Below are 20,937 nucleotides of genomic sequence, written 5' to 3'. Positions count from 1 at the left end.
CAGGGCCGGCCTGCCCTCTTCTCTATCCTGGGTCGCGGGTCAGACGATGTCGATGTCCACTACTGAGTCGAAGATGTGGTTCGGCCGAAACGGCATGCGGTCGATGTCGGCCACCTTGCTCACCCCGGAGAGCACCAGCACCGTCTCGAGGCCGGCCTGGAAGCCCGCCAGAATGTCGGTGCGCAGGTTGTCGCCGATGATGATGGTGTCGTCGGAGTGGGCCTCCATCCGGTTGAGCGCCGCGCGGATGATCCAGGCGCTCGGCTTGCCGACGTAGAACGGCTTCTTGCCGGTCATCCGCTCGATGGGGGCGCACAGGGCGCCGCAGGCCGGGTGCATCATGGGGCCGTGGGTATCGGGGTTGGTGGCGATGAAGCGGGCCCCCTGATCGACGAACTTGGCCCCCAGCTGCATCATGGTCCAGTTGTAGTTGCGGGTCTCGCCCACCACCACGAAGTCGGGATCGATGTCGGTGATGGTAAAGCCGGCCTTGTAGAGTTCGTGGGTCAGCGCCCCTTCGCCGATCACATAGGCCTTCTTGCCATCCTGGCGCTTGAGAAAGTCGGCGGTGCCCATGGCGGAGGTGTAGAAGCACTCCTCCGGCACCTCGATCCCGGCGGAGCGGAAGCGGTTTTGCAGATCTTTCTGGGTCTGGGCCGGGTAGTTGGTCAGAAACAGCAGCTTGCTGTCCTGCTCCAGCAGGCGGTGGACGAAGCGGTCGGCGCCCGGCACCAGATCGTTGTTGTGCAGGATGACGCCGTCGATGTCGCAGATGACGCTTTTCTTCATGGGGACTCCTTGTGTAGGCGCAAGAGGCGGCGGAAAGTTGCGCCAACGCTCAAGATCTTCAAATAGTTATGTTGTTTTTGTGACGCCATTATAAGTCTGTTTGATGACAAGTCTCCCCCATAAACAGAGATAGGTGCACAATCAATTGCAGGGGAGGGAGCCGCTCTGCCACTGGCGGGTCCCGCTGTCTGTGCACTGATGGAGCCGTCATCATGGATAACTTTATTGCCGGTCTGCCCAAGCTGGAGCTGCACCTCCATATCGAAGGCTCGCTCGAGCCGGAACTGATGTTTGCCCTGAGCCAGCGCAACGGCGTGGCCCTGCCCTGGCCAGACGTGGCCAGCGTGCGCGCCGCCTACGAGTTCGACTGCCTGCAATCCTTCCTCGATCTCTACTACCTGGGGGCCAGCGTGCTGGTCACCGAGCAGGACTTCTTCGATCTGACCTGGGCCTATCTGGCGCGCTGCGCCGCCGACAAGGTGGTGCACGTGGAGATCTTCTTTGACCCCCAGACCCACACCGCTCGCGGCATTCCCTTTGCCACCGTGCTGGGCGGCATCGAGCGGGCGCTGCAGCGCGGGGAGAAAGAGTTTGGCATCAGCTGGCGGCTCATCATGAGCTTCTTGCGCCACCTGAGCGAAGAGGAGGCCTTCGCCACGTTGACAGAGGCAGAGCCCTTCCTGTCGTGCATTCACGGCATCGGCCTCGACTCGGGAGAGCTGGGCAACCCGCCCGGCAAGTTTGCCCGGGTCTTTGCCCGCTGTCGCGAGCTGGGGTTGCCGGTGGTGGCCCACGCCGGCGAGGAGGGGCCGGCGGAGTACATCTGGCAGGCCATCCGGAAGCTTGAAGTGCGGCGCATCGATCACGGGGTGCGCTGCGTCGACGATCCCGAGCTGCTGCGTTATCTGGCCGATACCCGGCTGCCGCTCACCGTCTGCCCCCTCTCCAACACCCGCCTCAAGGTGTTTGACCAGATGGCCCACCACAACGTACTGAATTTGCTGGAGCAGGGGCTGTGCGTCACCATCAACTCGGACGACCCCGCCTATTTCGGCGGCTACATGAACGCCAACTTTCACGCCCTGGCTCATGAGCTGGGGGCCAGCATGAACCAGCTCTGCCGCTTGTCACTCAATGCCGTCGAGGCGAGCTGGCTGAGCCTGGCCGACAAGGCGCGGCTGACCCGGGAGATCAGAAGCTACGCCGCCTGCTACGGGGTCAGCCTCTACTGAGCATTGGCACGCGTGAAAAGCAAAAACGGCGCGCCCACCAGCGATGGTGGGCGCGTTTCGTTGTGCCAGGGCAGCGGTGCTGACTCAGGCCGAGTGGGGCTGGGCGGTTGCCTGATAGGTCGGGTAGTCGGTCAGGCCCTTCTCGCCGCCGCCGAACAGGGTGGCCGGATCGTGAGGGGCCAGGGGATAACCGTGGCGCAGCCGCTCGGGCAGGTCGGGGTTGGCCACGAAGGGGCGACCGAAGCCTATCATGTCGGCCCAGCCCGCCTCGAGCGCCGCCCGGGCGCGCTCGCCGTCATACTTGCCTGCGTAGATGAGGGTGTTGGGGAAGGCATCGCGCAGCCCCTGCTTGAAGCTCTCAGCCATCAGCGGGGCGTCGTCCCAGTCCGCCTCGGCAACGTGCAGGTAGACCACGTCGAGCCGGCCCAGCAGGCGGGCGGCGGCCAGATAGGTCTCCTGCGGATTGGAATCCACGGTGCCGTTCAAGGTGGTGAGCGGGGCGAGGCGCACCCCGACCCGGTCGGCCCCGATCTCGCTACAGACCGCCTCGGTCACCTCTTTGAGGAAACGCAGCCGGTTCTCCAGCGAGCCGCCGTAGCCGTCGGTGCGGGTATTGGACTCGGAGTCGAGGAACTGGTTGATGAGGTAGCCATTGGCGGCGTGCAGCTCGATGCCGTCAAAGCCGGCCAGCATGGCGTTGCGGGCCGCCTGGCGAAACTGCCCCACCACCTGGTCGATGTCGGCCTGGGTCATGGCGCGCGGGGTGACGGTCTCGACAAACCCGGGGGCGTCGCTGCCGTTGTCGACGAACACCTTGACCCCTTTGGCCTGAATGGCGGAGGAGGAGATGGGCTGGGCACCGCCGAGGTTGTCAGGGTGAGTGACCCGGCCCACGTGCCAGAGCTGGGCGAACATGGTGCCGCCCTTGGCGTGCACGGCGTCGGTCACCTGCTTCCAGCCGGCCACCTGTTCGGCGCTGTGGATCCCCGGCGTCCAGGCGTAGCCCTTGCCCATGGGGTCAATCTGGGTGCCCTCGCTGATGATGAGACCGGCCCCTGCGCGCTGGGCGTAGTAGGTGGCCATCATGGCGTTGGCCACGTCACCGGGCTGGCTGGCGCGGGAGCGGGTCATGGGGGGCATGACGATGCGATTGTTGAGGTGCAGCTGGCCGAGGCGCAGGGGGCAGAACAGGTGATCGTGGTGCATAGTGAATTCCTCATGGTGATGATGGGCTCACTCTAGTGCCGGCATCCCTTGCGAAAAAGAGGGGTAATTGCAGATAAGAATTGCGCTGATGACAGCAATGGCGAAATGAGAGAGGAGAAAGGGGGAGGATAAATAGAAAAGGGGACCGGCAAGGTCCCCTTTTGCAGCAGGCTTCACGAGATAGCGTCAGGCCGCCAGCGGCATGACGCGCACCCGCTCGATACGCCGCTCGCTCACCTCGACTACCTCGAAGCAGAGCTGCTGCAGTTGCAGCTGCTGGCCCGGGGCGGGCAGGGTGCCGAAGTGGGAGAGCAGCATGCCGGCGAGGGTCACGTATTCGTCGCTCTCGCTCACCAACCCTTCGTGTTCCAGCACCTGCTCCACGTGGTGGATGTTGGTGCTACCGTTGATGAGCCAGCCTTCCCCGTCGCGGACCATGTCCGGCGTTTCATCTTCATCCGGCAGTTCGCCGACGATGGCCTCCAGCAGGTCGTGGGTGGTGACCAGCCCCTGGATGATGCCGAACTCGTCGGCCACCAGGATGAGGCTGCCCTTGGCCTGGCGCAGCTCCGCCAGCAACCTGATCACGTTGATGGTCTGCGGCACTATGATGGGGTCGTTCTGTTTGGCCAGCGCGCTTAAGGACTGCCCCTCGTTGAGGGCAAACAGCAGGTCGCGCGCCTTGACCACCCCGATCACCTCGTCCAGATCGCCGTCACAGACCGGGAACAGGCTGTGGGGCTCCTGCTTCAGCAGGGCGCGGATCTCGTCATCGGTGTCGTTGACGTCGATCCAGGCCATCTCGGAGCGCGGGGTCATGATGGTACGGATGGAGCGATCGGCCAGCGACAGCACCCCGGTCACCATGTAGCGCTCCTCCTCGCCAAAGCTCACCGGCTCGGGGGCGGGGGCATCCAGATCGTCGTCCGGTTTGTCCTGATACGCCTTGCTGCCCATCAGCTTGAAGATGGCGGCGGTGGTGCGCTCGCGCAGGGGCAGCTTGGCCTCGTGGCGCTCGGCACTGCGCTGGGAGAGCTGGTTGAAGAATTCGATCAGCACCGAGAAGCCGATGGCCGCATAGAGGTAGCCCTTCGGAATATGGAAACCGAACCCTTCCGCCACCAGGCTGAAGCCGATCATCAAGAGGAAGCTCAGACAGAGCACCACCACTGTGGGATGGGCGTTGACGAAGCGGGTCAGCGGCTTGGAGGCGAGCACCATCACCACCATGGCGATGGTCACGGCCGCCATCATGACGCCGAGCTGTTCCACCATGCCGACGGCGGTGATGATGGAGTCCAGCGAGAAGATGGCATCCAGCACCAGGATCTGGGTGATCACCACGCCGAAGCTGGCGTAGACGCCGACCGGTCCCTCTTCGGGCGGCTTGGCCTCCAGCCGCTCGTGCAGCTCGGAGGTGGCCTTGAACAGCAGGAACAGGCCGCCCCCCATCAGGATCAGGTCCCGCCCGGAGAAGGGGTGATCCCAGATGTGCAGTATGGGGGTGGTCAGGGTGACCAGCCAGGACATGACGCTCAGGAGCCCCAGGCGCATCAACAGGGCCAGCGACAGGCCGATGATGCGGGCCTTGTCCCGCTGGGCGGGGGGCAGTTTTTTCACCAGGATGGCGATGAAGACCAGGTTGTCGATCCCGAGCACGATTTCCAGAACGATCAGGGTAAACAGACCGATCCAGATGTGGGGATCCAGCAGCAATTCCATGTAGTGACCTCAATAAAAACAGACAGAGCAAAGAGTGATCACGGCGCACGATGGCCGTAGTGACAGCAAGGCTATGACGTTATTCAGAGGCGCTGATTAAGCAGGTAAAGATAGGTTTTGACGGGAAGAAACGAAGGGCAACTTCGGGGATTGTCCATGATGGGCAATAAAACCTCGGGTTAAAAGTGAGCCCTGATGATAGCGGTTGGCGCCGTTTTGGCAAGAGGGAAGCCATGAAGATGTGATGACAGGGGGAGGCGGCGGCTGGCCTCCCCCAAACGGCAGTTCAAGCGGTGGTTACAGCCAGCGCTTTTCGCGGGTGAAGCAGACCGACAACCAGGCGTCCCCCAGGGTGTCGCCGAGGCGGGACCAGAGCTCCTGGCGCAGGGCATCCTGGCGCTCGATGGGCCACTCCTGACCCGGCGCCACCAGGATGTTGAGCTCGAGATCGAAGCGGCGGCCGCTTTTCGCCAGATGGCTGTAGCACTCGACGCCATGGCGCAGGCGCAGGGCCTCGACTTCGTTTGCCACCAGCCGGGAGACGTCCCCCTTGGGAGCGATCTTCAACACTTCCCGCAGGTTGCGACCGAGCACCTTGATGGGGATGAGGGTGGCGCACAGGGCCAAGAGAGAGACCAGCAGCGGGTCTATGTAGCGGTTGTAGTGGCCGTAGCCGATGGCATCGAGGCCGATGGCGACCACGAAGCCGATGAGCAGGGTGGTGCTGAGCAGGGTGTCCACCAGCCATTCCTTGGAATCCACCCGCACCAGCTCGGAGTTGACCCGCTCGGCCACGTTGGCCTCGACCAGGTAGATGATGCCGCAGAAGAAGGTGGAGACGACGGCATAGATGAGGGCGTGGCCGAGATCGATCTCCCGTCCCCCTGCCAGCAGGGTGGTCAGGCCGTTGTAGAGCGCAGCCAGACAGAGCAGCAGAATGATGGTGCCGTTGATGACGTTGGCGATGGGTTCGAAGTGGGCGTAGCCGTATTGAAAACGGGCGTCGGAGGGGCGGGTGACCAGGTAGGCGGTGATGAGCCCGAGGCCCGTCATGCCCATGCTGAACAGGGTGAAGATGCCGTCGAGCATGATGGCGTTGGATCCGACGAAGAGGCCATAGCCGATTCCGAAGATGGCAAAGGTGATGCAACCAAACAGCGACAGGGTCAGTGCCTGTTTTTCGGTGCGGATAAGCGTACTGATAACATGGCTGTAGTGAGCCATAAAAGTCCTCCTTTCAAATGGTGAAGATTGCGCGCGCAAGCGGTTTTCTAGCTGATATACTGCCCGCTCACATGTGAGCGGACTGGTTCGGGGGCCCGCGAAGAGGCTGGCCCGAACGGTCGTTGTCGCCGGAATGCCGGCATCAAGCAAAGGATGGGAACAAGGATTCATGATCCCGAGACTCGATTACCAGGACAGTTTGTCACCTACAACCCTGCAGTTTCTTGAGTTGCTGGCGCGATCAGCATTTCGTGGTGATATCGAAAAGTCTTATGCAAGCCGGTTGGCGATGGCGACTGATAACAGCGTCTATCAGGTCGTACCTCAGGCGGTTCTCTATCCGCGCAGCGCAGACGATATTGCGGTGATGCTCAAGCTGGCCCAGGGGCCCGAGTACGCAGCCTTGAGTTTCTTCCCTCGCGGCGGCGGTACCGGCACCAATGGTCAATCCTTGGGCGGCGGCATTATCGTCGATCTCTCGCGCCATATGAACCAGATCATGGAAATTAATCTGGAAGAGGGCTGGGTGCGAGCCCAGGCCGGGGTGGTGAAGGACCAGCTCAACGCCTATTTGAAGCCTCATGGCTACTTCTTCTCGCCGGATCTCTCCACCTCCAACCGCGCCACCCTGGGGGGCATGGTCAACACCGACGCCTCCGGGCAGGGGTCGCTGGTGTACGGCAAGACCTCGGATCACGTGCTGGGTCTCAAGGCCGTGCTGGAAAACGGCGAGCTCATGGCCACCGAGCCGGTGACCGGTGAGCGACTGGCCGACAAGCTGGCGCTGGAGAGTCGTGAAGGGGAGATCTATCGCACCCTCTATCGCATAGGCCGCGAGCGGCGCGCCGACATCGAGGCCACCTTCCCCAAACTCAACCGCTTTCTGACCGGATACGATCTCAAGCACCTTTATATTCCAGAGAGCGACACCCTGGACGTGAGCCGGGTGCTGTGCGGCTCGGAAGGCTCCTTGGGCTTTATCACCGAAGCCAGGCTCAACATCACCCCCATCCCGCGCTACCGCACGCTCGTCAACGTCAAGTACGACAGCTTCCCCTCGGCCCTGCGCAACGCCCCCTTTATGGTGGAGGCCCACGCCCTGTCGGTGGAGACGGTGGACTCCCGGGTGCTGGGGCTGGCCCGCGCCGACATCATCTGGCACTCGGTGAAGGATCTCATCCAGGACGTACCCGGCAAGGATCTGCAGGGGCTCAACATCGTCGAGTTTGCCGACACCGATGAGGCCGAGCACCAAGCCAAGGTAGCCGAGCTGTGCCGGCGCATCGACGGCCTGCTGGCGCGTGGTGAAGCCGGGGTCATCGGCTATCAGGTGTGCGACCACCTGCCGAGCATCGAGACCATCTACGGCATGCGCAAGAAGTCGGTGGGGCTGCTCGGCAACGCCGAGGGGCGCAAGAAGCCGGTGGCCTTCACCGAAGACACCGCCGTGCCGCCGGAATCCCTGGCCGATTTCATCATGGAGTTTCGAGCCTTGCTCGATGGCCATGGCCTTGACTATGGCATGTTCGGCCACGTCGATGCCGGGGTGCTGCACGTGCGCCCGGCGCTCGATCTGTGCGACCCGGAGCAGGAGGTGCTGCTGCGGCGCATCTCCGATCAGGTGGTGGCGCTGACCGCCAAATATGGCGGCCTGATGTGGGGGGAGCACGGCAAGGGCTTTCGTTCCGAATACAGCCCCGCCTTCTTCGGCGAGCTGTGGGAGGAGTTGCAACGGGTCAAGGGGGCGTTCGACCCGGCCAATCGCATCAACCCGGGCAAGATCTGCATGCCTTACGGCAGCGGCGCCGAACTGGTGTCGGTGGACGGGCCCAAGCGTGGCAAGTTTGACCGCCAGATCCCGCTGGCGGTACGCACCAGCTATACCCGGGCGCTCGATTGCAACGGCAACGGTCTGTGCTTCACCTTCGAGACCGACTCCCCCATGTGCCCCTCGGTCAAGATCAGCCGCGATCGCCGCCACTCCCCCAAGGGGCGGGCCGGCCTGATGCGCGAATGGCTGCGCCAGCTGGCGGAGCAGGGCTTCGACCCTCTTGCCGAAGAGGTGGCGCTGCAAAGCGGCGGTCTGCGCTTCAAGCAGATTGTCGACAAGTTCCGCAATACGGTGGCCCGCGCTCGCGGCCAGTATGACTTCTCCCACGAGGTGATGGAGGCGATGGAGGGGTGCCTGGCGTGCAAGGCGTGCACCAGCCAGTGCCCCATCAAGGTGGATGTACCCACCTTCCGCGCCCGCTTCATGCTGCTCTACCACAGCCGCTATCTGCGTGGACCCAAGGATTACTTCGTCGGCACGGTGGAGAGCTACGCCCCCCTGCTGGCCAAGGCGCCGAAACTGGTCAACTTTTTCCTCGAAAAAGAGTGGGCCCAGAAGGCGACCGAGAAGAGCATCGGCATGGTGGATGTGCCGCTCTTGAGCGTGCCGACCTTGGCCGAGGAGCTGCGCGACCATCGCGCCCGCTATTTCGATCTGCCGGGCCTCGAGGCCATGAGCCCAGAGCAGCGTCAAAAAGTGGTGCTCATCGTGCAAGATCCCTTCACCAGTTATTACGACGCCCCCGTGGTGCGGGACCTAGTGAAGCTGGCCAGCAAGCTCGGCCTGCAGCCCTATTTGCTGCCGTTCAAGCCCAACGGCAAGCCCCAGCACGTGAAGGGTTTCCTGCGCGCCTTTGCCCGTACCGCGGCCAGCAGCGCCCAGTTCCTCAACAAGGTGGCGGCCCTTGGCATCCCCATGGTGGGGGTCGATCCCTCCCTGGTGCTCTGCTATCGGGATGAATACGTGAAGGTGCTCGGCCCCGCTCGCGGCGACTTCCAGGTGATGTTGCCCCAGGAGTGGCTGCTCTCCCTGCCGGCCGAGGCGCTGCCGGTGCGGGAAGAGGCGGGCACCGAACCCTGGTATCTGTTCGCTCACTGCACCGAGAAGACCGCCAAGCCCACCACCCACGGCGACTGGAGCACCCTGTTCCGCCGCTTCGGTGCCACGCTGCAGCCGGTCTCGGTGGGCTGCTGCGGCATGGCCGGTACCTATGGCCACGACGCCAAACAGGTGGAGAACTCCAAAGGCATCTATGGTCTGAGCTGGGCCGAGCCCCTCGCGCGCCTGCCCAAGGAGCGCTGCCTGGCCACCGGTTATTCGTGCCGCAGCCAGGTCAAGCGGATGGAGGGGGGGAAACTCAAGCACCCGTTGCAGGCCCTGCTGGAACTGCTCTGATGCTGACTCTGCCCAAGCGGTTTCGGGTGCCGCAAGCCTATCGGCACCCGCACTTCCTGCTGCTGCCGGTCAGCCCGGCCCAGGCGGTGGTGGAGTTCGTCGCCATGCTGCGCGAGCGCGAGCAGCTTCATCAGCTGTTTCGCCCGGACGATGTGTGGCCCTCCGCCAGTTTCAGCCTGAGCCAGCACGAGGCCGATCTGGAGTGGCAGCGCTCCGAGTTCCTGGCCAAACGCTCCTTTGCCTATGGCCTCTGGAGCCCGGCGCGGGAGCCCGAGTTCTGGGGCGGGGTTTATCTCTACCCCTCGGTGCTGCCGGAGGTGGCGGTGGAGCTCTTCTTCTGGAAGGTGGCCGAGGCGCCGCTCACCGATGCCGAACTGGAGGCCGAACTGCGCACCTGGCTTGGCAAGGTGTGGCAGTGGCCCGCGCCGAGCCTGCCGGGGCGGGACGTCCCTTGGGCCGAGTGGCCCGGGGTGACCTACCCCTGGTGACAGGGTCTGGCCAGCCGGCCAGCCCTGAAGATGCCCCTCAAGCGGGGCATCTTTTTTTCTGCGCCATTTTCGCCGACACTGCTGGTTTGCCGCTACGGCGCAGCGATAACCCATTGATCACAGAAGGAGTCAGCTCGTCATGAGTCAAGAGAACGCCCCCATCTGGCGCAAGCCCATGAGCCTTGAGAGGCTCAACGCCTGCTCCCGCAATACCCTGATGGCCCACCTCGACATCGTCTACACCGCCTTTGGCCCTGACTGGCTGGAGGCCACCATGCCGGTGGATCACCGCACCCATCAGCCGCTCGGCATGCTGCACGGCGGCGCCTCCGTGGTGCTGGCGGAGACGCTGGGATCACTTGCGGCCAACATGGCGGTCGGACCTGACAGTTACTGCGTGGGGCTGGAGGTCAATGCCAACCACTTGAGGGCCAAGCGGGAAGGGGTGGTGACGGGGCGCTGCGCGCCGCTGCATCTGGGGGCGACCACTCAGGTGTGGCAGATAGAAATTCGCGATGAACGTGGTCGTTTATTGTGCACCAGCCGGTTGACCATGGCGGTGCTCAAGCACAAGCGAGACAAGGACTCTGGCGAAGCGTGATCCGCAATCACGCACCATGAGTGAAAAATAAGCAAGCCATAGTCGTCAGATCCCTCTATAATTGCCAACGTCTTGAGAGGCCTATCACATTTTTCAAGACAGCAGAACAAAGTGGCGCTATAATCGCCGCCTTTTTGCTATTCCGCGGTGTTAGCCGCCTGCCTTAATCTGGAAGAATCTATGTCTGATACCGAACAACTGCCCCTTTTTAGTGAGCTTGGACTGGCCGCGCCTGTACTGAAAGCGCTGCAGGACGTGGGCTATGAGCGCCCGTCCCCCATCCAGGCCGCAGCAATTCCCCACCTGATGGCGGGCCACGATCTGCTGGGGCAGGCGCAAACCGGTACAGGGAAGACCGCTGCTTTTGCCTTGCCTCTGTTGTCTCGTCTGGAAGCTGGTAACCGCAACACCCAGATCCTGGTGCTGGCGCCTACCCGTGAACTGGCCCTGCAGGTGGCTGAAGCGTGCCAACGCTATGCCCACCACATGCCTGATTTCCACGTGCTGCCCATCTACGGCGGCGCCTCCTACGAAACCCAGACCCGCGCCCTGCGTCGCGGTGCTCAGGTTGTCGTGGGTACTCCGGGCCGTGTGATGGACCTGATCCGTCGCAAGAACCTGGACCTCTCCGGTCTGAAAGCCTTGGTGCTGGACGAAGCGGACGAAATGCTGCGCATGGGCTTCATCGACGACGTGGACTGGATCATGGATCAGTGCCCGGCCGGTCGTCAGGTTGCCCTGTTCTCTGCCACCATGCCGGAGCAGATCCGTCGCGTTGCCCAGAAGCACCTGAAGCAGCCCAAAGAGATCAAGATCGCCTCCAAGACTGCGACCGCCACCACCATTCGCCAGCGATACTGGCAGGTGACCGGTCTGCACAAACTGGACGCCATGACCCGTCTGCTGGAAGTGGAACCCTACGAAGCGCTGCTGGTGTTCGTGCGTACCAAGAACGCCGCCGAAGAGCTGGCCGGCAAGCTGGCTGCTCGTGGTCACGCCTGTGAAGCGCTGCACGGCGACATCCCGCAGAAGCTGCGTGAGCGTACCGTTGACAAGCTGCGTCAGGGCCAGCTGGACATCCTGATCGCCACCGACGTGGTTGCTCGTGGTCTGGACGTTGAGCGCATCACCCACGTAGTGAACTACGACATTCCGTACGACACCGAATCCTACGTTCACCGTATCGGCCGTACCGGCCGTGCCGGTCGCAAGGGCGAGGCCATCCTGTTCGTGGCACCGCGCGAGCGCCGCATGCTGCGCGCCATCGAGCACGCTACCCGTCAGGCCATCGAGCCGATGAAGATGCCGAGCACCGAGGACATCAACCAGCACCGTCTGGCCAAGTTCAAGGAGCGCATTCGCGAAACCATGATGGGCGAAGAGCTCGAGATCTACGTGAACCTGGTGAACGAGCTGATCGAAGAAGATTCTGCCGATCCGCTGGAGCTGGCTGCCGCACTGGCCAAGCTGGTACAGGGTGATCAGCCGCTGCTGCTGGATGACTCCATCCCGGATCCTCTGTTCAGCAACAACAACGATCGCGGTGGTTTCGAGCGTCGTGAGTTCAACGACCGCGGCGGTCGTGACTTCGGTGACCGTGGCGATCGCCCGGCCCGTCGCATGCCGTCCCTGGAGCCGCGTCCGCTCAAAGACAACCCGGACGTGGAGATGGAGCGCTACCGCGTAGACGTGGGTGCCCATCACGGCGTCAAGCCGGGTCAGATCGTGGGCGCCATCGCCAACGAAGCGAACATCGAGAGCCGTTTCATCGGCAACATCGACATCGCTGACGACTTCTCCACCGTCGATCTGCCCAAGGGCATCAGCCCTGACGTGCTGGAAGTGATCAAGAAGGCCCGTGTCTGCCAGCGTCCGCTGCAGATCAGCCGCTACACCGAGGTGCCGGCCGGTGGCAACACCAGCAGCCGTCCGCCGCGCGGTGATCGTCCGTTCCGTGGCGACCGTCCTTTCAACAAGGATCGCCGTCCGCAGGGTGACCGTCCCTTCAACAAGGATCGCCGTGAAGGCGGTTTCGACAAGGGTCGCAAGTTCGGTGGCAAGCGCCGCGACAGCTAAGCTCTGATTGTTATCTAAAAAGGCCGCTCATCGAGCGGCCTTTTTATTGCCTGAGGTTTACCCACGCTGTGCTGGTGGGGCTCACCCATTGAGCGTCATTGGTATCGCCGACAGGCTGCCTGGCACTGCCACCGGTATCGGCTGCCAAGTGCAGGATGGTAACTAAGGTTGCCAGCCCAGGAGCCGCCTTGTGCCGTTGCGAGCAGAACCTGCGCGAAGGGGAGAGCGAAGCAGAACAAGAGAGGGCCGACAGAGCAGCCAGGAAGGAAAAGTACCTCGCCTGTCCGCTCATATATTCCGGCGTATACATGGAACTATGAAGGCAGCAAAAAGGCGACCCGTAGGTCGCCTTTTTGTTGTCTTGTCTCTTGCTGCCCGGCTTAGAGCACCATGGCGGCAATCCAGCCGAAGAGGATGAGCGGGATGTTGTAGTGAATGAAGGTCGGCACCACGCTGTCCCAGATATGGTCGTGCTGGCCGTCGGCGTTGAGGCCCGAGGTGGGACCCAGGGTCGAATCCGAGGCGGGCGAACCCGCGTCCCCCAGCGCGCCGGCCGCACCCACCAGGGCGATGGTGGCCATGGGCGAGAAGCCGAGCTGGATGCACAGCGGCACATAGATGGTGGCGATGATGGGCACGGTGGAGAAGGAGGAGCCGATCCCCATGGTGATGAGCAGGCCCACCAGCAGCATCAGGAGGGCGGCCAGCCCCTTGTGGCCGGTCATCATGCCGGCGACGGACTGCACCAGGCTGTCGACCCCGTGGGTCTCCTTCATCACGGCGGCAAAACCGGCGGCGGAGATCATGATGAAGCCGATGAGGGACATCATGCGCACGCCCTGGGTGAAGGCATCCTGACTCTCGCGAAACTTGATGACGCCGCCACAGGTGAAGATGACGAAACCCGCCAGGGCCCCCAGCACTATGCTGTTGGTCATCAGTTGCAGCCCCAGCGCCACGGCGATGGCCAGCAGGGCCACCCAGATGTGACTGAGGTTGAGCTCGACCGTCTCCGGCTCGGCGGCCAGGATCTTCTCCAGATCGTACTGGCGCGGCTTGCGGTAGCTGAAGAAGACGGCGATGAGCAGGCCGCAGAACATGCCAAGCACCGGGATGGCCATCGCCATCGGCAGCTGGCTGAGCTCGACCGGCACGCCGTTGTCGATCAGGTTCTTGGCCAGGATGTTGTTGAGGAAGATGCCACCAAAGCCCACCGGCAGCAGCATGTAGGTCGCGGTCAGGCCGAAGGTGATGACGCAGGCCACCTGACGACGGTCGATCTGCATCTGGGCCATGACGTGCAGCAGCGGCGGGATCAGGATGGGAATGAAGGCGATGTGAACCGGGATCAGGTTCTGGGAAGAGACGGAGACCGCGAGCACGGAGGCGAGCAGCAGGCTCTTGACCCAGAGAATGCGGGTACTGCTGGCATCCTTGCCGAGCTGGCTGATCACCTTGCGGGCCAGCAGATCGGTGATGCCGGAACGGGAGATGGCGACGGCGAAGGCACCCAGCATGGCGTAGGAGAGGGCGATCTCGGCGCCGCCACCCAGGCCACCGGTAAAGGTGGAGAGCGTCTGCTCAAGGGTGAGCCCCCCGATCAGGCCGCCCGCGATGGCGCCGATGGCGAGGGAGACCACCACATTGATCCGCAGTAGGCTGAGCACCAGCATCAGCGCCACTGCGATAACAACAGGATTCATTTGATTTCCTTATAGTTTGTGTTGCTGTCTGTCGTGTGAAAGGCAGTTAGTTTGCGAAAAATGTGACAAATGTCGAGTAAAAAATCAGGCTGATGGCCTATCTGCAGCATTCACGGCGCTCTGCTGCCGACAACGGGGTCGGAGGCGTGAAAAAAGGCGCTGGATGGCACTTTATTATCTATTCTGGTCAAACCAGATCAGGAATAAACCAGCAGAGGCAAACCGTGCAAAGAAAAGCGGCTGCCGTGGCAGCCTGCTTGAGATCGGGGTTTATTCGCCCGCATCGTCACTCTCGTTGTCCGGGTGAGCGGGTGGCCAGCCACCCAGGCTCTTCCAGCGGTTGACGATATGGCAGAACAGCTCTGTGGTGCGTTCGGTGTCATAGAGGGCGGAGTGTGCCTCTTTGTTGTCGAACGGGATGCGGGCGCTCTGGCACGCCTTGGCCAGCACCGTCTGACCCAAGGCCAGGCCGGAGAGCGCCGCGGTATCGAACGTGGCAAACGGATGGAACGGATTGCGCTTGAGGCCGGCCCGCTCGGCGGCGGCCATCACGAAGCCGTGATCGAAGGTGGCGTTGTGGGCCACTATGATGGCGCGGCCGCAATCCTGCTCCTTCATCCCCTTGCGAATGCCCTTGAAGATCTCGGTCAGCGCCTCTTTCTCGCTGACGGCGCCACGCAGGGGATTGAAGGGGTCGATGCCGGTGAAGTCGAGCGCCGCCTTTTCCAGGTTGGCGCCCTCGAACGGTTCGACATGAAAATGGAAGATCTGATCGGGCACGAGCCAGCCCTGCTCGTCCATCTTGAGGGTATGGGCAGCGATCTCCAGCAAAGCGTCGGTTCTGGCATTGAACCCGGCGGTTTCAACATCGATGACGACGGGGTAAAAGCCACGAAAACGGCCCTTGAGGGTGTGAACTGCGTCGGTCATGGTATCTCGGTCGGCGTGAAATGAGGCGGCATTATGGCAAAAAAGCGGGCCCTTGTCCCATCTCCGCCGCCCTGCAGGCGCTAGCCGATTCTATTATCGACACGCGAGCTTATAATTGACCACTCAATCAATGGAATGGAGAGCAAGGATGAAGAAGCTGGGATTGGCGCACAAGATGTTGCTGGTTGTCTGCCTGCCACTGCTGGCCCTGCTGTTTTTCTCCGGCCGGTACGTGTATGAGCGTTATCGGGTCGAACAGGAGATGAGCCAGGCCCAGGCCGCGCTGGATGTGGTTCGGGAAGCGGCGCAACTGGCCCACGAGCTGCAAAAAGAGCGCGGCATGTCGGCCGGCTTCCTCGGCTCTGGCGGCAACAAGTTCCGCGATGCCCTGCCGGCCCAGCGCAAGGTGGTGGATGGCCTGCTGCAGCGTTTTGCACAAGACCCGGCCCTGCTGGCGCTCAGCGAGGTGCAGCAGGAGCTGGCCGGGCTGACGGCCATGCGCGAGCGGGTCAGTGCGCTGGGGGTGGAGGTGGCGGAGCAGGTCGGCGTCTACAGCCGGATCATCTCCCGCCTGCTGGCGGTGGTGGATCAGATCAGCATCCACAGCCGGGATGCCACCATAGCGCTGCAGACCAACGCCTATGCCGCCTTCTTGCAGAGCAAGGAGCGGATGGGGCTGGAGCGGGCGACCTTGAGCAACGTGTTCGGCCGAGACAGCTTCACGCCAGCGCTGCTGCAGCAGTTCATCTCGCTGCTGGCGGCCCAGAATACTTATCTTGAACGCTTCCAGGCGGTGGCGAGCCTCTCCCAGCGCCAGCTGCTGGCCGACAGCCTGGCCTCGCCCGTGGTAGCCAAGGTGGCCGCCATGGAGAAACTGGCGCTCGACAAGGCGGCCAGCGGTGGTTTCGGGGTGGATGCCGAAGCCTGGTTTGCCTTGAGTACCGACAAGATAGGCCTGCTCAAACAGAGTGAGGATCGCCTCTATCAACAGCTGTCCGAGCGGGTCGACCAGATGCGGGCCCAGAGTGCCAGCGACTTCTGGTGGGCTGCCATCGGGGTCTTGCTGTGCGTGGCACTGACCACCTTCGTCTGCTGGCGGGTGGTGCGGGATCTGCATCTGGGCTTCACGGCGCTGCACCAGACCTTCAAGCGGCTGGTGAAGGAGAACGACCTGACGGTGCGGGTCAACTGGCAATCCGGTGACGAGCTGGGGGCGCTGGCGCGGGATCTGAACCACTTCCTCGAACACCTAGAAGGCTTGTTGCTGGCGGTGCGCCGCTCCTGCGAGGTGTTGACCCGCAGCGCCGCCGCCTCGGCCAACGTCATCACCGAGGTGAACGCCGGGGTGGCCAGGGGCTTTGGTCAGGTGGACCTGGTGGCGACCGCCGCCACCGAGATGGCCTCGACGGTGGCGGAGATCGCGCGCAATGCCACCCAGACCTCGCTGGCGACCCAGCAGGCCATCGGCCGGGCCCGGCAGGGGGACAAGGAGGTGGATCAGACCATAGACGCCATCCAGCTGGTGGCGGGTACCCTGAGCGATACCCAGCAACTGGTGGACAGCCTGCATCAGGATACCGAGTCGGTGGGGGAGGCCCTCAACCTCATCAAGCAGATCTCGGATCGCACCAACCTGCTGGCCCTCAACGCGGCCATCGAGGCGGCCCGTGCCGGCGAATCCGGTCGCGGCTTTGCGGTGGTGGCGGAAGAGGTGCGGGCGCTGGCATCGCGCACCCAGCAGGCCGCCGACGACATCGAGCGGATGCTGGCGCGTCTGCGCCAGGGGGCCAATCAGGCGGTGACTGCCATGCACCTGGGGACCGAGCAGGCGGGGCTGAGCGTGACCGAAGCCAAGCGGGCGGGCAGTGAGCTGACCGACATCGTCAACGAGGTGCGCAAGGTGAGCGACATGACGGCCCAGGTGGCCACCGCCACCGAGGAGCAGCGCTACGTCACCGACGATATCCAGCACAACGTGATGACCATCCGCGAGGTGTACGAGGCGCATCGCCAGCACTCGGAGACCCTGCAGCAGAACAGCGTTGAGCTGGATCAGCTGGCACGAGAGCTGGCAGGCCGCATCGCCAGCTTCAAGCTGATGGGCGGATCTTCACCCCATTGAGCGCTTTGACCTAAAGCTTGTCCTGTCCCTGCCGATACCTAACCAGAGATCGTGTGGAGGGCAGGCAGTTGAACGCTTGGGTGTTGGGGTTGGTCAGCATATCAGTGAGTATGCAGTTGCAGGCGGGGGTCACCGAATTCGGTGCCGGCCTGGATCAATCCGTCTGGCGGTTGACCTCTGATACCCAGGTGGAGTGCCGGCTCGAGCATCCCATCCCCAGCTGGGGCACGGGGGCCTTCGTCAGCCGCGCCGGTCGCAAGATCAATCTGGACTTCGAACTCAAGGGGCTGCGCCAGCAGGCCCAGACCCAGACGGTGAGTCTGGGCATCATGCCGCCCATCTGGCGCCCTGGCCTGGCCGGTCGGGAGATAAGCCAGCTGCGTTTTTACCAGCAGTTTGATGGCCTGGTGGAGGGGCAGACCGCCTGGACCATGCTGGACGAGCTGGAGGGGGGGCGCATGCCGACCTTCCAGTATCGCGACTGGTATCGCCAGAACCGGCCGGTGCGGGTCTCCCTCTCCTCGGTCAATTTCCGGGTCAAGTACCAGGCCTTCATGGACTGTGTGAACGGCCTGCTGCCCTACAGTTTCAACGACATCGCCTTCAGCGTGCTCACCTACGACAAGAACAGCGATCAGCTGTCGCTGGCTTCCAAGCGGCGGCTGGCGATGATCGGCGAGTATGTGAAGGTGGACAAAAGCATCGACGTGGTGGTGATCGACGCCTACAGCGACAGCTATGGCGGCCGCTGGCCGAACCAGAAGCTCTCGGAGAAGCGGGCCGATGCCATCAAGAAGGTGTTTGTCGATCTGGGTATCGATCCCGGCAAGATCTCGGTGGAAGGGCACGGCGAGAAGCAGCACGTCGCCTCCAACGAGACCGAGGGTGGCCGTGCCAAGAACCGGCGGGTGGTGATCAACATGGGCCGCAATGGCGCCATCTGAGTAATATCTTTGCCATAAAAAAAGAGCGCCTCGGCGCTCTTTTTGGTTTTTTCGGGGACAAGCCTGGATCAGAAGCTCTCGCCAAGGCCGCTGCCGGCATCTTTCTTGGCGATCAGTTCAATCTTGTAACCGTCCGGATCCTCGACGAAGGCGATGACGGTGGTACCGCCCTTGACCGGACCCGGCTCGCGGGTGATCTTGGCACCGGCGGCGCGCAGCGCATCGCAGGTGGCATAGATGTCGTCCGCTTCCAGCGCGATGTGGCCGTAAGCCGAGCCCAGCTCGTACTCGCTCACGCCCCAGTTGTAGGTGAGCTCGATGACGGCCTCATCCTTCTCGTCGCCGTAGCCGACGAAGGCCAGGGTGTACTTGTATTCGCTGTTCTCGCTCTTGCGCAGCAGTTTCATGCCCAGCACACGGGTGTAGAAGTCGATGGAACGTTGCAGATCGCCGACGCGCAACATGGTATGCAGAATTCTCATTGCTCAATTCTCCGGGTTGGTGATTGGTACTGCCTTGAATCCATGGCCCTCGGCCTGGGTCCGCAGACGCCTGTGAGCCAGGCCTCGCCCTGCGGATCAGCTCTCGGGGTAGACTTTTTCTTTGTACTCACACAAATCTTCGATGATGCAGGAGCCACAGCGCGGCTTGCGGGCCAGACAGGTGTAGCGCCCGTGCAGGATCAGCCAGTGGTGCACATCCAGCTTGAACTCGGCCGGAACCACCTTGAGCAGCTTCTCCTCCACCTGATCGACGTTCTTGCCCACCGCAAAACCGGTGCGGTTGGAGACCCGGAAGATATGGGTATCGACGGCGATGGTGGGCCAGCCGAAGGCGGTGTTGAGCACCACGTTGGCAGTCTTGCGGCCGACACCGGGCAGGGCCTCGAGGGCCTCGCGATTCTCCGGCACCTCGCCGCCGTGGCGCTCCAGCAGGATGGCGCAGGTCTTGATGACGTTCTCGGCCTTGGTGTTGAACAGGCCAATGGTCTTGATGTACTCCTTGAGCCCGTCCACCCCCAGATCCAGCATGGCCTGCGGGGTGTTGGCCACCGGGTAGAGCTTGTCGGTGGCCTTGTTGACGCTCACGTCGGTGGCCTGGGCCGACAGCAGCACGGCGATCAGCAGCTCGAACGGCGTGGTGAAGTTGAGCTCTGTGGTGGGGTGGGGATTGTCGTCCCGCAGTCGCTCCAGGATCAGTCTGCGTTTCTGGTTGTTCATGGCTCCCTCTTGGCTCAGAGCTGGGTCGCGCGGGCGCCCGCGGCCGGCACGCTGCAATGGGCCTTTTCGGCACTCTGCTTGCGGCCCATCCAGTCGTTGATGGCGTTCTTGCCGGCGATCATCAGGCCGAGGCCGATGAAGCCGCCAGGGGGCAGGATCGCCAGCAGCAGGCTGGCGTCGGCGTGGAACAGCTCGATGCGCAGGGACTTGGCCCACTCACCCAGCAGCAGGTCGGCACCGTCAAACAGGGTGCCCATGCCGATGATCTCGCGAAGGCCCCCCAGCACCAGCAGCACCAGGGTAAAGCCCAGTCCCATCATGAAGCCGTCGATGGCCGCCAGCAGTGGCGGATTCTTGGAGGCATAGGCCTCGGCCCGGCCTATGATGACGCAGTTGGTGACGATGAGGGCGATGAAGATGCCGAGCGCCTGATAGAGGCCGTAGGTGTAGGCGTTCATCAACAGCTGCACGCTGGTCACCAGGGCCGCGATGATCATCACGTAGACCGGGATGCGGATATCCTTGGGCACCCAGTTGCGCACCAGGGAGATGGCGAGGTTGGAGCTGACCAGTACCGCCATGGTGGCAAGGCCGAGCCCCAGCGCATTGGTGAAGGTGGAGGAGACCGCCAGGGTGGGGCAGAGCCCCAGCACCTGCACCAGGGAGGGGTTGTTCTTCCACAGCCCCTGCAGCATCAGCTCCTTGAGCTCTTCACGGCGGCCATTGCTCTCGCTGATCGGGCTCTGCCCGTCAATCACATCAACTTGTTCCATAGCTTGTGCTCCGGCGTTAGGGGGTGGCGTCACAGGCGGGGGCGTCCCGCAGCAGCTCGGGGTGCTCCTGTTGCAGCAACAGCAGGTTCTTCACCGCCTTGACCACGGCCCTGGGGGTGATGGTGGCGCCGGTGAAGGCGTCGAACTCGCCGCCATCCTTCTTCACGGCCCAGCTGGATTCGTTGTCGCGGTTGAGAAACTTGCCGACGAAGCTGTTGATCCAGCCAGATTTTTTCAACTCTATCTTGTCGCCAAGACCGGGCGTCTCGTTGTGGGTCAACACCCGCACCGCGCTGACGGTGCCCTTGGCGTCGGTGCCGACGATCAGGCGAATGGCCCCACTGTAGCCGTCGGGGGCCACGGTTTCCAGCGCATAGCCGGTGGTGGTGCCCTGCAGGGTCGCGGTGTAGAGGGGCATCGGCTGGTCGCTGCCCAGATAGCGTTTGCTCTGCACCAGCTTGCAGCTGGCCACCAGATCGTTGTCATAGCTCCCCTCCGGCAATAGGGCGGAGAGGGTGCGCAGCTTCTCCAGCTGCTGTTGATGGGCGATCCGGCCCTGGGTCAATTCGTTGGTCAGCACCACCAGGGCGGTACAGGCCAGGGCGAACATGGCCAGGGTGACGCCGTTCTTGCGCATGCTCTTTAACATTGCATCGTTCCTGAGAGTGAGGTGTGTGCGAC

At 62.9% G+C, this 20,937-nt stretch carries 17 protein-coding genes; 7 read left to right on the top strand and 10 right to left on the bottom strand.

Features of this window, described 5'->3' with window-relative positions:
• Positions 1-39: 39 nt before the first annotated feature.
• Complete coding sequence (locus AB5Y98_RS09375) at positions 40-789, bottom strand: HAD-IIA family hydrolase (protein WP_368231793.1); 750 nt, start codon at positions 787-789, stop codon at positions 40-42.
• A gap of 212 nt (positions 790-1,001) precedes the next feature.
• Between AB5Y98_RS09375 and AB5Y98_RS09370 the strand changes: the two genes are divergently transcribed.
• Positions 1,002-2,021 carry an adenosine deaminase gene (locus AB5Y98_RS09370; RefSeq protein WP_368231792.1) on the top strand — a complete coding sequence of 340 codons (1,020 nt, stop codon included), beginning with the start codon at positions 1,002-1,004 and terminating at the stop codon, positions 2,019-2,021.
• A gap of 84 nt (positions 2,022-2,105) precedes the next feature.
• Here the strand turns inward: AB5Y98_RS09370 and AB5Y98_RS09365 are convergent, their stop codons facing one another.
• The 3 genes from AB5Y98_RS09365 to AB5Y98_RS09355 all read right to left on the bottom strand — a co-directional run bounded on the left by AB5Y98_RS09365 (position 2,106) and on the right by AB5Y98_RS09355 (position 6,173).
• Positions 2,106-3,227, bottom strand: coding sequence for an alkene reductase (locus tag AB5Y98_RS09365; RefSeq protein WP_368231791.1), 1,122 nt, complete (start codon positions 3,225-3,227; stop codon positions 2,106-2,108).
• A gap of 186 nt (positions 3,228-3,413) precedes the next feature.
• Complete coding sequence (locus AB5Y98_RS09360) at positions 3,414-4,949, bottom strand: TerC family protein (RefSeq protein WP_124249860.1); 1,536 nt, start codon at positions 4,947-4,949, stop codon at positions 3,414-3,416.
• 297 nt (positions 4,950-5,246) lie between these two features.
• Positions 5,247-6,173, bottom strand: coding sequence for a cation diffusion facilitator family transporter (locus AB5Y98_RS09355; protein ID WP_010633622.1), 927 nt, complete (start codon positions 6,171-6,173; stop codon positions 5,247-5,249).
• 169 nt (positions 6,174-6,342) lie between these two features.
• On the opposite strand from AB5Y98_RS09355, the gene AB5Y98_RS09350 reads away from it, so the two are divergent.
• The 4 genes from AB5Y98_RS09350 to AB5Y98_RS09335 all read left to right on the top strand — a co-directional run bounded on the left by AB5Y98_RS09350 (position 6,343) and on the right by AB5Y98_RS09335 (position 12,564).
• Positions 6,343-9,399, top strand: a complete 3,057-nt coding sequence (locus tag AB5Y98_RS09350) for an FAD-binding and (Fe-S)-binding domain-containing protein (RefSeq protein WP_368231790.1) — start codon at positions 6,343-6,345, stop codon at positions 9,397-9,399.
• Positions 9,399-9,887, top strand: a complete 489-nt coding sequence (locus AB5Y98_RS09345; protein ID WP_324043279.1) for a hypothetical protein — start codon at positions 9,399-9,401, stop codon at positions 9,885-9,887. The genes AB5Y98_RS09350 and AB5Y98_RS09345 overlap by 1 nt, the downstream gene beginning before the upstream one ends.
• Before the next feature lie 139 nt (positions 9,888-10,026).
• Positions 10,027-10,488, top strand: coding sequence for a hotdog fold thioesterase (locus tag AB5Y98_RS09340; RefSeq protein WP_368231789.1), 462 nt, complete (start codon positions 10,027-10,029; stop codon positions 10,486-10,488).
• 180 nt (positions 10,489-10,668) lie between these two features.
• Positions 10,669-12,564 carry a DEAD/DEAH box helicase gene (locus AB5Y98_RS09335; RefSeq protein ID WP_005302298.1) on the top strand — a complete coding sequence of 632 codons (1,896 nt, stop codon included), beginning with the start codon at positions 10,669-10,671 and terminating at the stop codon, positions 12,562-12,564.
• 380 nt (positions 12,565-12,944) lie between these two features.
• Here the strand turns inward: AB5Y98_RS09335 and AB5Y98_RS09330 are convergent, their stop codons facing one another.
• Both AB5Y98_RS09330 and rnt read right to left on the bottom strand, forming a co-directional pair.
• Complete coding sequence (locus AB5Y98_RS09330) at positions 12,945-14,267, bottom strand: Na+/H+ antiporter family protein (protein ID WP_005302295.1); 1,323 nt, start codon at positions 14,265-14,267, stop codon at positions 12,945-12,947.
• A gap of 270 nt (positions 14,268-14,537) precedes the next feature.
• Complete coding sequence (gene rnt, locus AB5Y98_RS09325) at positions 14,538-15,197, bottom strand: ribonuclease T (RefSeq protein ID WP_017764203.1); 660 nt, start codon at positions 15,195-15,197, stop codon at positions 14,538-14,540.
• Between the two features lie 148 nt (positions 15,198-15,345).
• Here rnt and AB5Y98_RS09320 point away from each other — a divergent pair, with 148 nt between their 5' ends.
• Together AB5Y98_RS09320 and AB5Y98_RS09315 are read left to right on the top strand one after the other, a co-directional pair.
• Positions 15,346-17,319 (top strand): methyl-accepting chemotaxis protein, encoded by a 1,974-nt coding sequence (locus AB5Y98_RS09320; RefSeq protein WP_368231788.1) that lies wholly within the window; start codon positions 15,346-15,348, stop codon positions 17,317-17,319.
• A gap of 68 nt (positions 17,320-17,387) precedes the next feature.
• Positions 17,388-18,263 (top strand): OmpA family protein, encoded by an 876-nt coding sequence (locus tag AB5Y98_RS09315; protein WP_005302285.1) that lies wholly within the window; start codon positions 17,388-17,390, stop codon positions 18,261-18,263.
• A gap of 68 nt (positions 18,264-18,331) precedes the next feature.
• Here the strand turns inward: AB5Y98_RS09315 and gloA are convergent, their stop codons facing one another.
• The 4 genes from gloA to rsxG all read right to left on the bottom strand — a co-directional run bounded on the left by gloA (position 18,332) and on the right by rsxG (position 20,905).
• On the bottom strand, positions 18,332-18,745 hold the full coding sequence (gene gloA, locus AB5Y98_RS09310; RefSeq protein ID WP_021467004.1) for a lactoylglutathione lyase: 414 nt from the start codon (positions 18,743-18,745) through the stop codon (positions 18,332-18,334).
• Between the two features lie 96 nt (positions 18,746-18,841).
• Entirely contained in the window at positions 18,842-19,483 is a 642-nt protein-coding gene (gene nth / locus AB5Y98_RS09305) for an endonuclease III (RefSeq protein ID WP_017778817.1), read from the bottom strand.
• A 14-nt stretch (positions 19,484-19,497) separates the two neighbouring features.
• Positions 19,498-20,256: an electron transport complex subunit E gene (locus tag AB5Y98_RS09300; RefSeq protein ID WP_017764207.1), complete on the bottom strand. Its 759-nt coding sequence runs from the start codon at positions 20,254-20,256 to the stop codon at positions 19,498-19,500.
• 16 nt (positions 20,257-20,272) lie between these two features.
• Entirely contained in the window at positions 20,273-20,905 is a 633-nt protein-coding gene (gene rsxG / locus AB5Y98_RS09295) for an electron transport complex subunit RsxG (RefSeq protein ID WP_010633633.1), read from the bottom strand.
• Positions 20,906-20,937: the final 32 nt, after the last annotated feature.

The sequence above is a fragment of the Aeromonas sp. s3 genome, from assembly GCF_040907805.1.
Lineage (GTDB): Bacteria > Pseudomonadota > Gammaproteobacteria > Enterobacterales > Aeromonadaceae > Aeromonas > Aeromonas dhakensis.
Note: the sequence above shows the minus strand (reverse complement) of the source record. Positions and strands in the feature narration are given on the sequence as shown.

Coding starts and splice junctions, on each gene's coding strand:
- AB5Y98_RS09375 (WP_368231793.1), bottom strand. CDS start 789: ATGAAGAAAAGCGTCATCTGCGACATCGACGGCGTCATCCTGCACAAC.
- AB5Y98_RS09370 (WP_368231792.1), top strand. CDS start 1,002: ATGGATAACTTTATTGCCGGTCTGCCCAAGCTGGAGCTGCACCTCCAT.
- AB5Y98_RS09365 (WP_368231791.1), bottom strand. CDS start 3,227: ATGCACCACGATCACCTGTTCTGCCCCCTGCGCCTCGGCCAGCTGCAC.
- AB5Y98_RS09360 (WP_124249860.1), bottom strand. CDS start 4,949: ATGGAATTGCTGCTGGATCCCCACATCTGGATCGGTCTGTTTACCCTG.
- AB5Y98_RS09355 (WP_010633622.1), bottom strand. CDS start 6,173: ATGGCTCACTACAGCCATGTTATCAGTACGCTTATCCGCACCGAAAAA.
- AB5Y98_RS09350 (WP_368231790.1), top strand. CDS start 6,343: ATGATCCCGAGACTCGATTACCAGGACAGTTTGTCACCTACAACCCTG.
- AB5Y98_RS09345 (WP_324043279.1), top strand. CDS start 9,399: ATGCTGACTCTGCCCAAGCGGTTTCGGGTGCCGCAAGCCTATCGGCAC.
- AB5Y98_RS09340 (WP_368231789.1), top strand. CDS start 10,027: ATGAGTCAAGAGAACGCCCCCATCTGGCGCAAGCCCATGAGCCTTGAG.
- AB5Y98_RS09335 (WP_005302298.1), top strand. CDS start 10,669: ATGTCTGATACCGAACAACTGCCCCTTTTTAGTGAGCTTGGACTGGCC.
- AB5Y98_RS09330 (WP_005302295.1), bottom strand. CDS start 14,267: ATGAATCCTGTTGTTATCGCAGTGGCGCTGATGCTGGTGCTCAGCCTA.
- rnt (WP_017764203.1), bottom strand. CDS start 15,197: ATGACCGACGCAGTTCACACCCTCAAGGGCCGTTTTCGTGGCTTTTAC.
- AB5Y98_RS09320 (WP_368231788.1), top strand. CDS start 15,346: ATGAAGAAGCTGGGATTGGCGCACAAGATGTTGCTGGTTGTCTGCCTG.
- gloA (WP_021467004.1), bottom strand. CDS start 18,745: ATGAGAATTCTGCATACCATGTTGCGCGTCGGCGATCTGCAACGTTCC.
- nth (WP_017778817.1), bottom strand. CDS start 19,483: ATGAACAACCAGAAACGCAGACTGATCCTGGAGCGACTGCGGGACGAC.
- AB5Y98_RS09300 (WP_017764207.1), bottom strand. CDS start 20,256: ATGGAACAAGTTGATGTGATTGACGGGCAGAGCCCGATCAGCGAGAGC.
- rsxG (WP_010633633.1), bottom strand. CDS start 20,905: ATGTTAAAGAGCATGCGCAAGAACGGCGTCACCCTGGCCATGTTCGCC.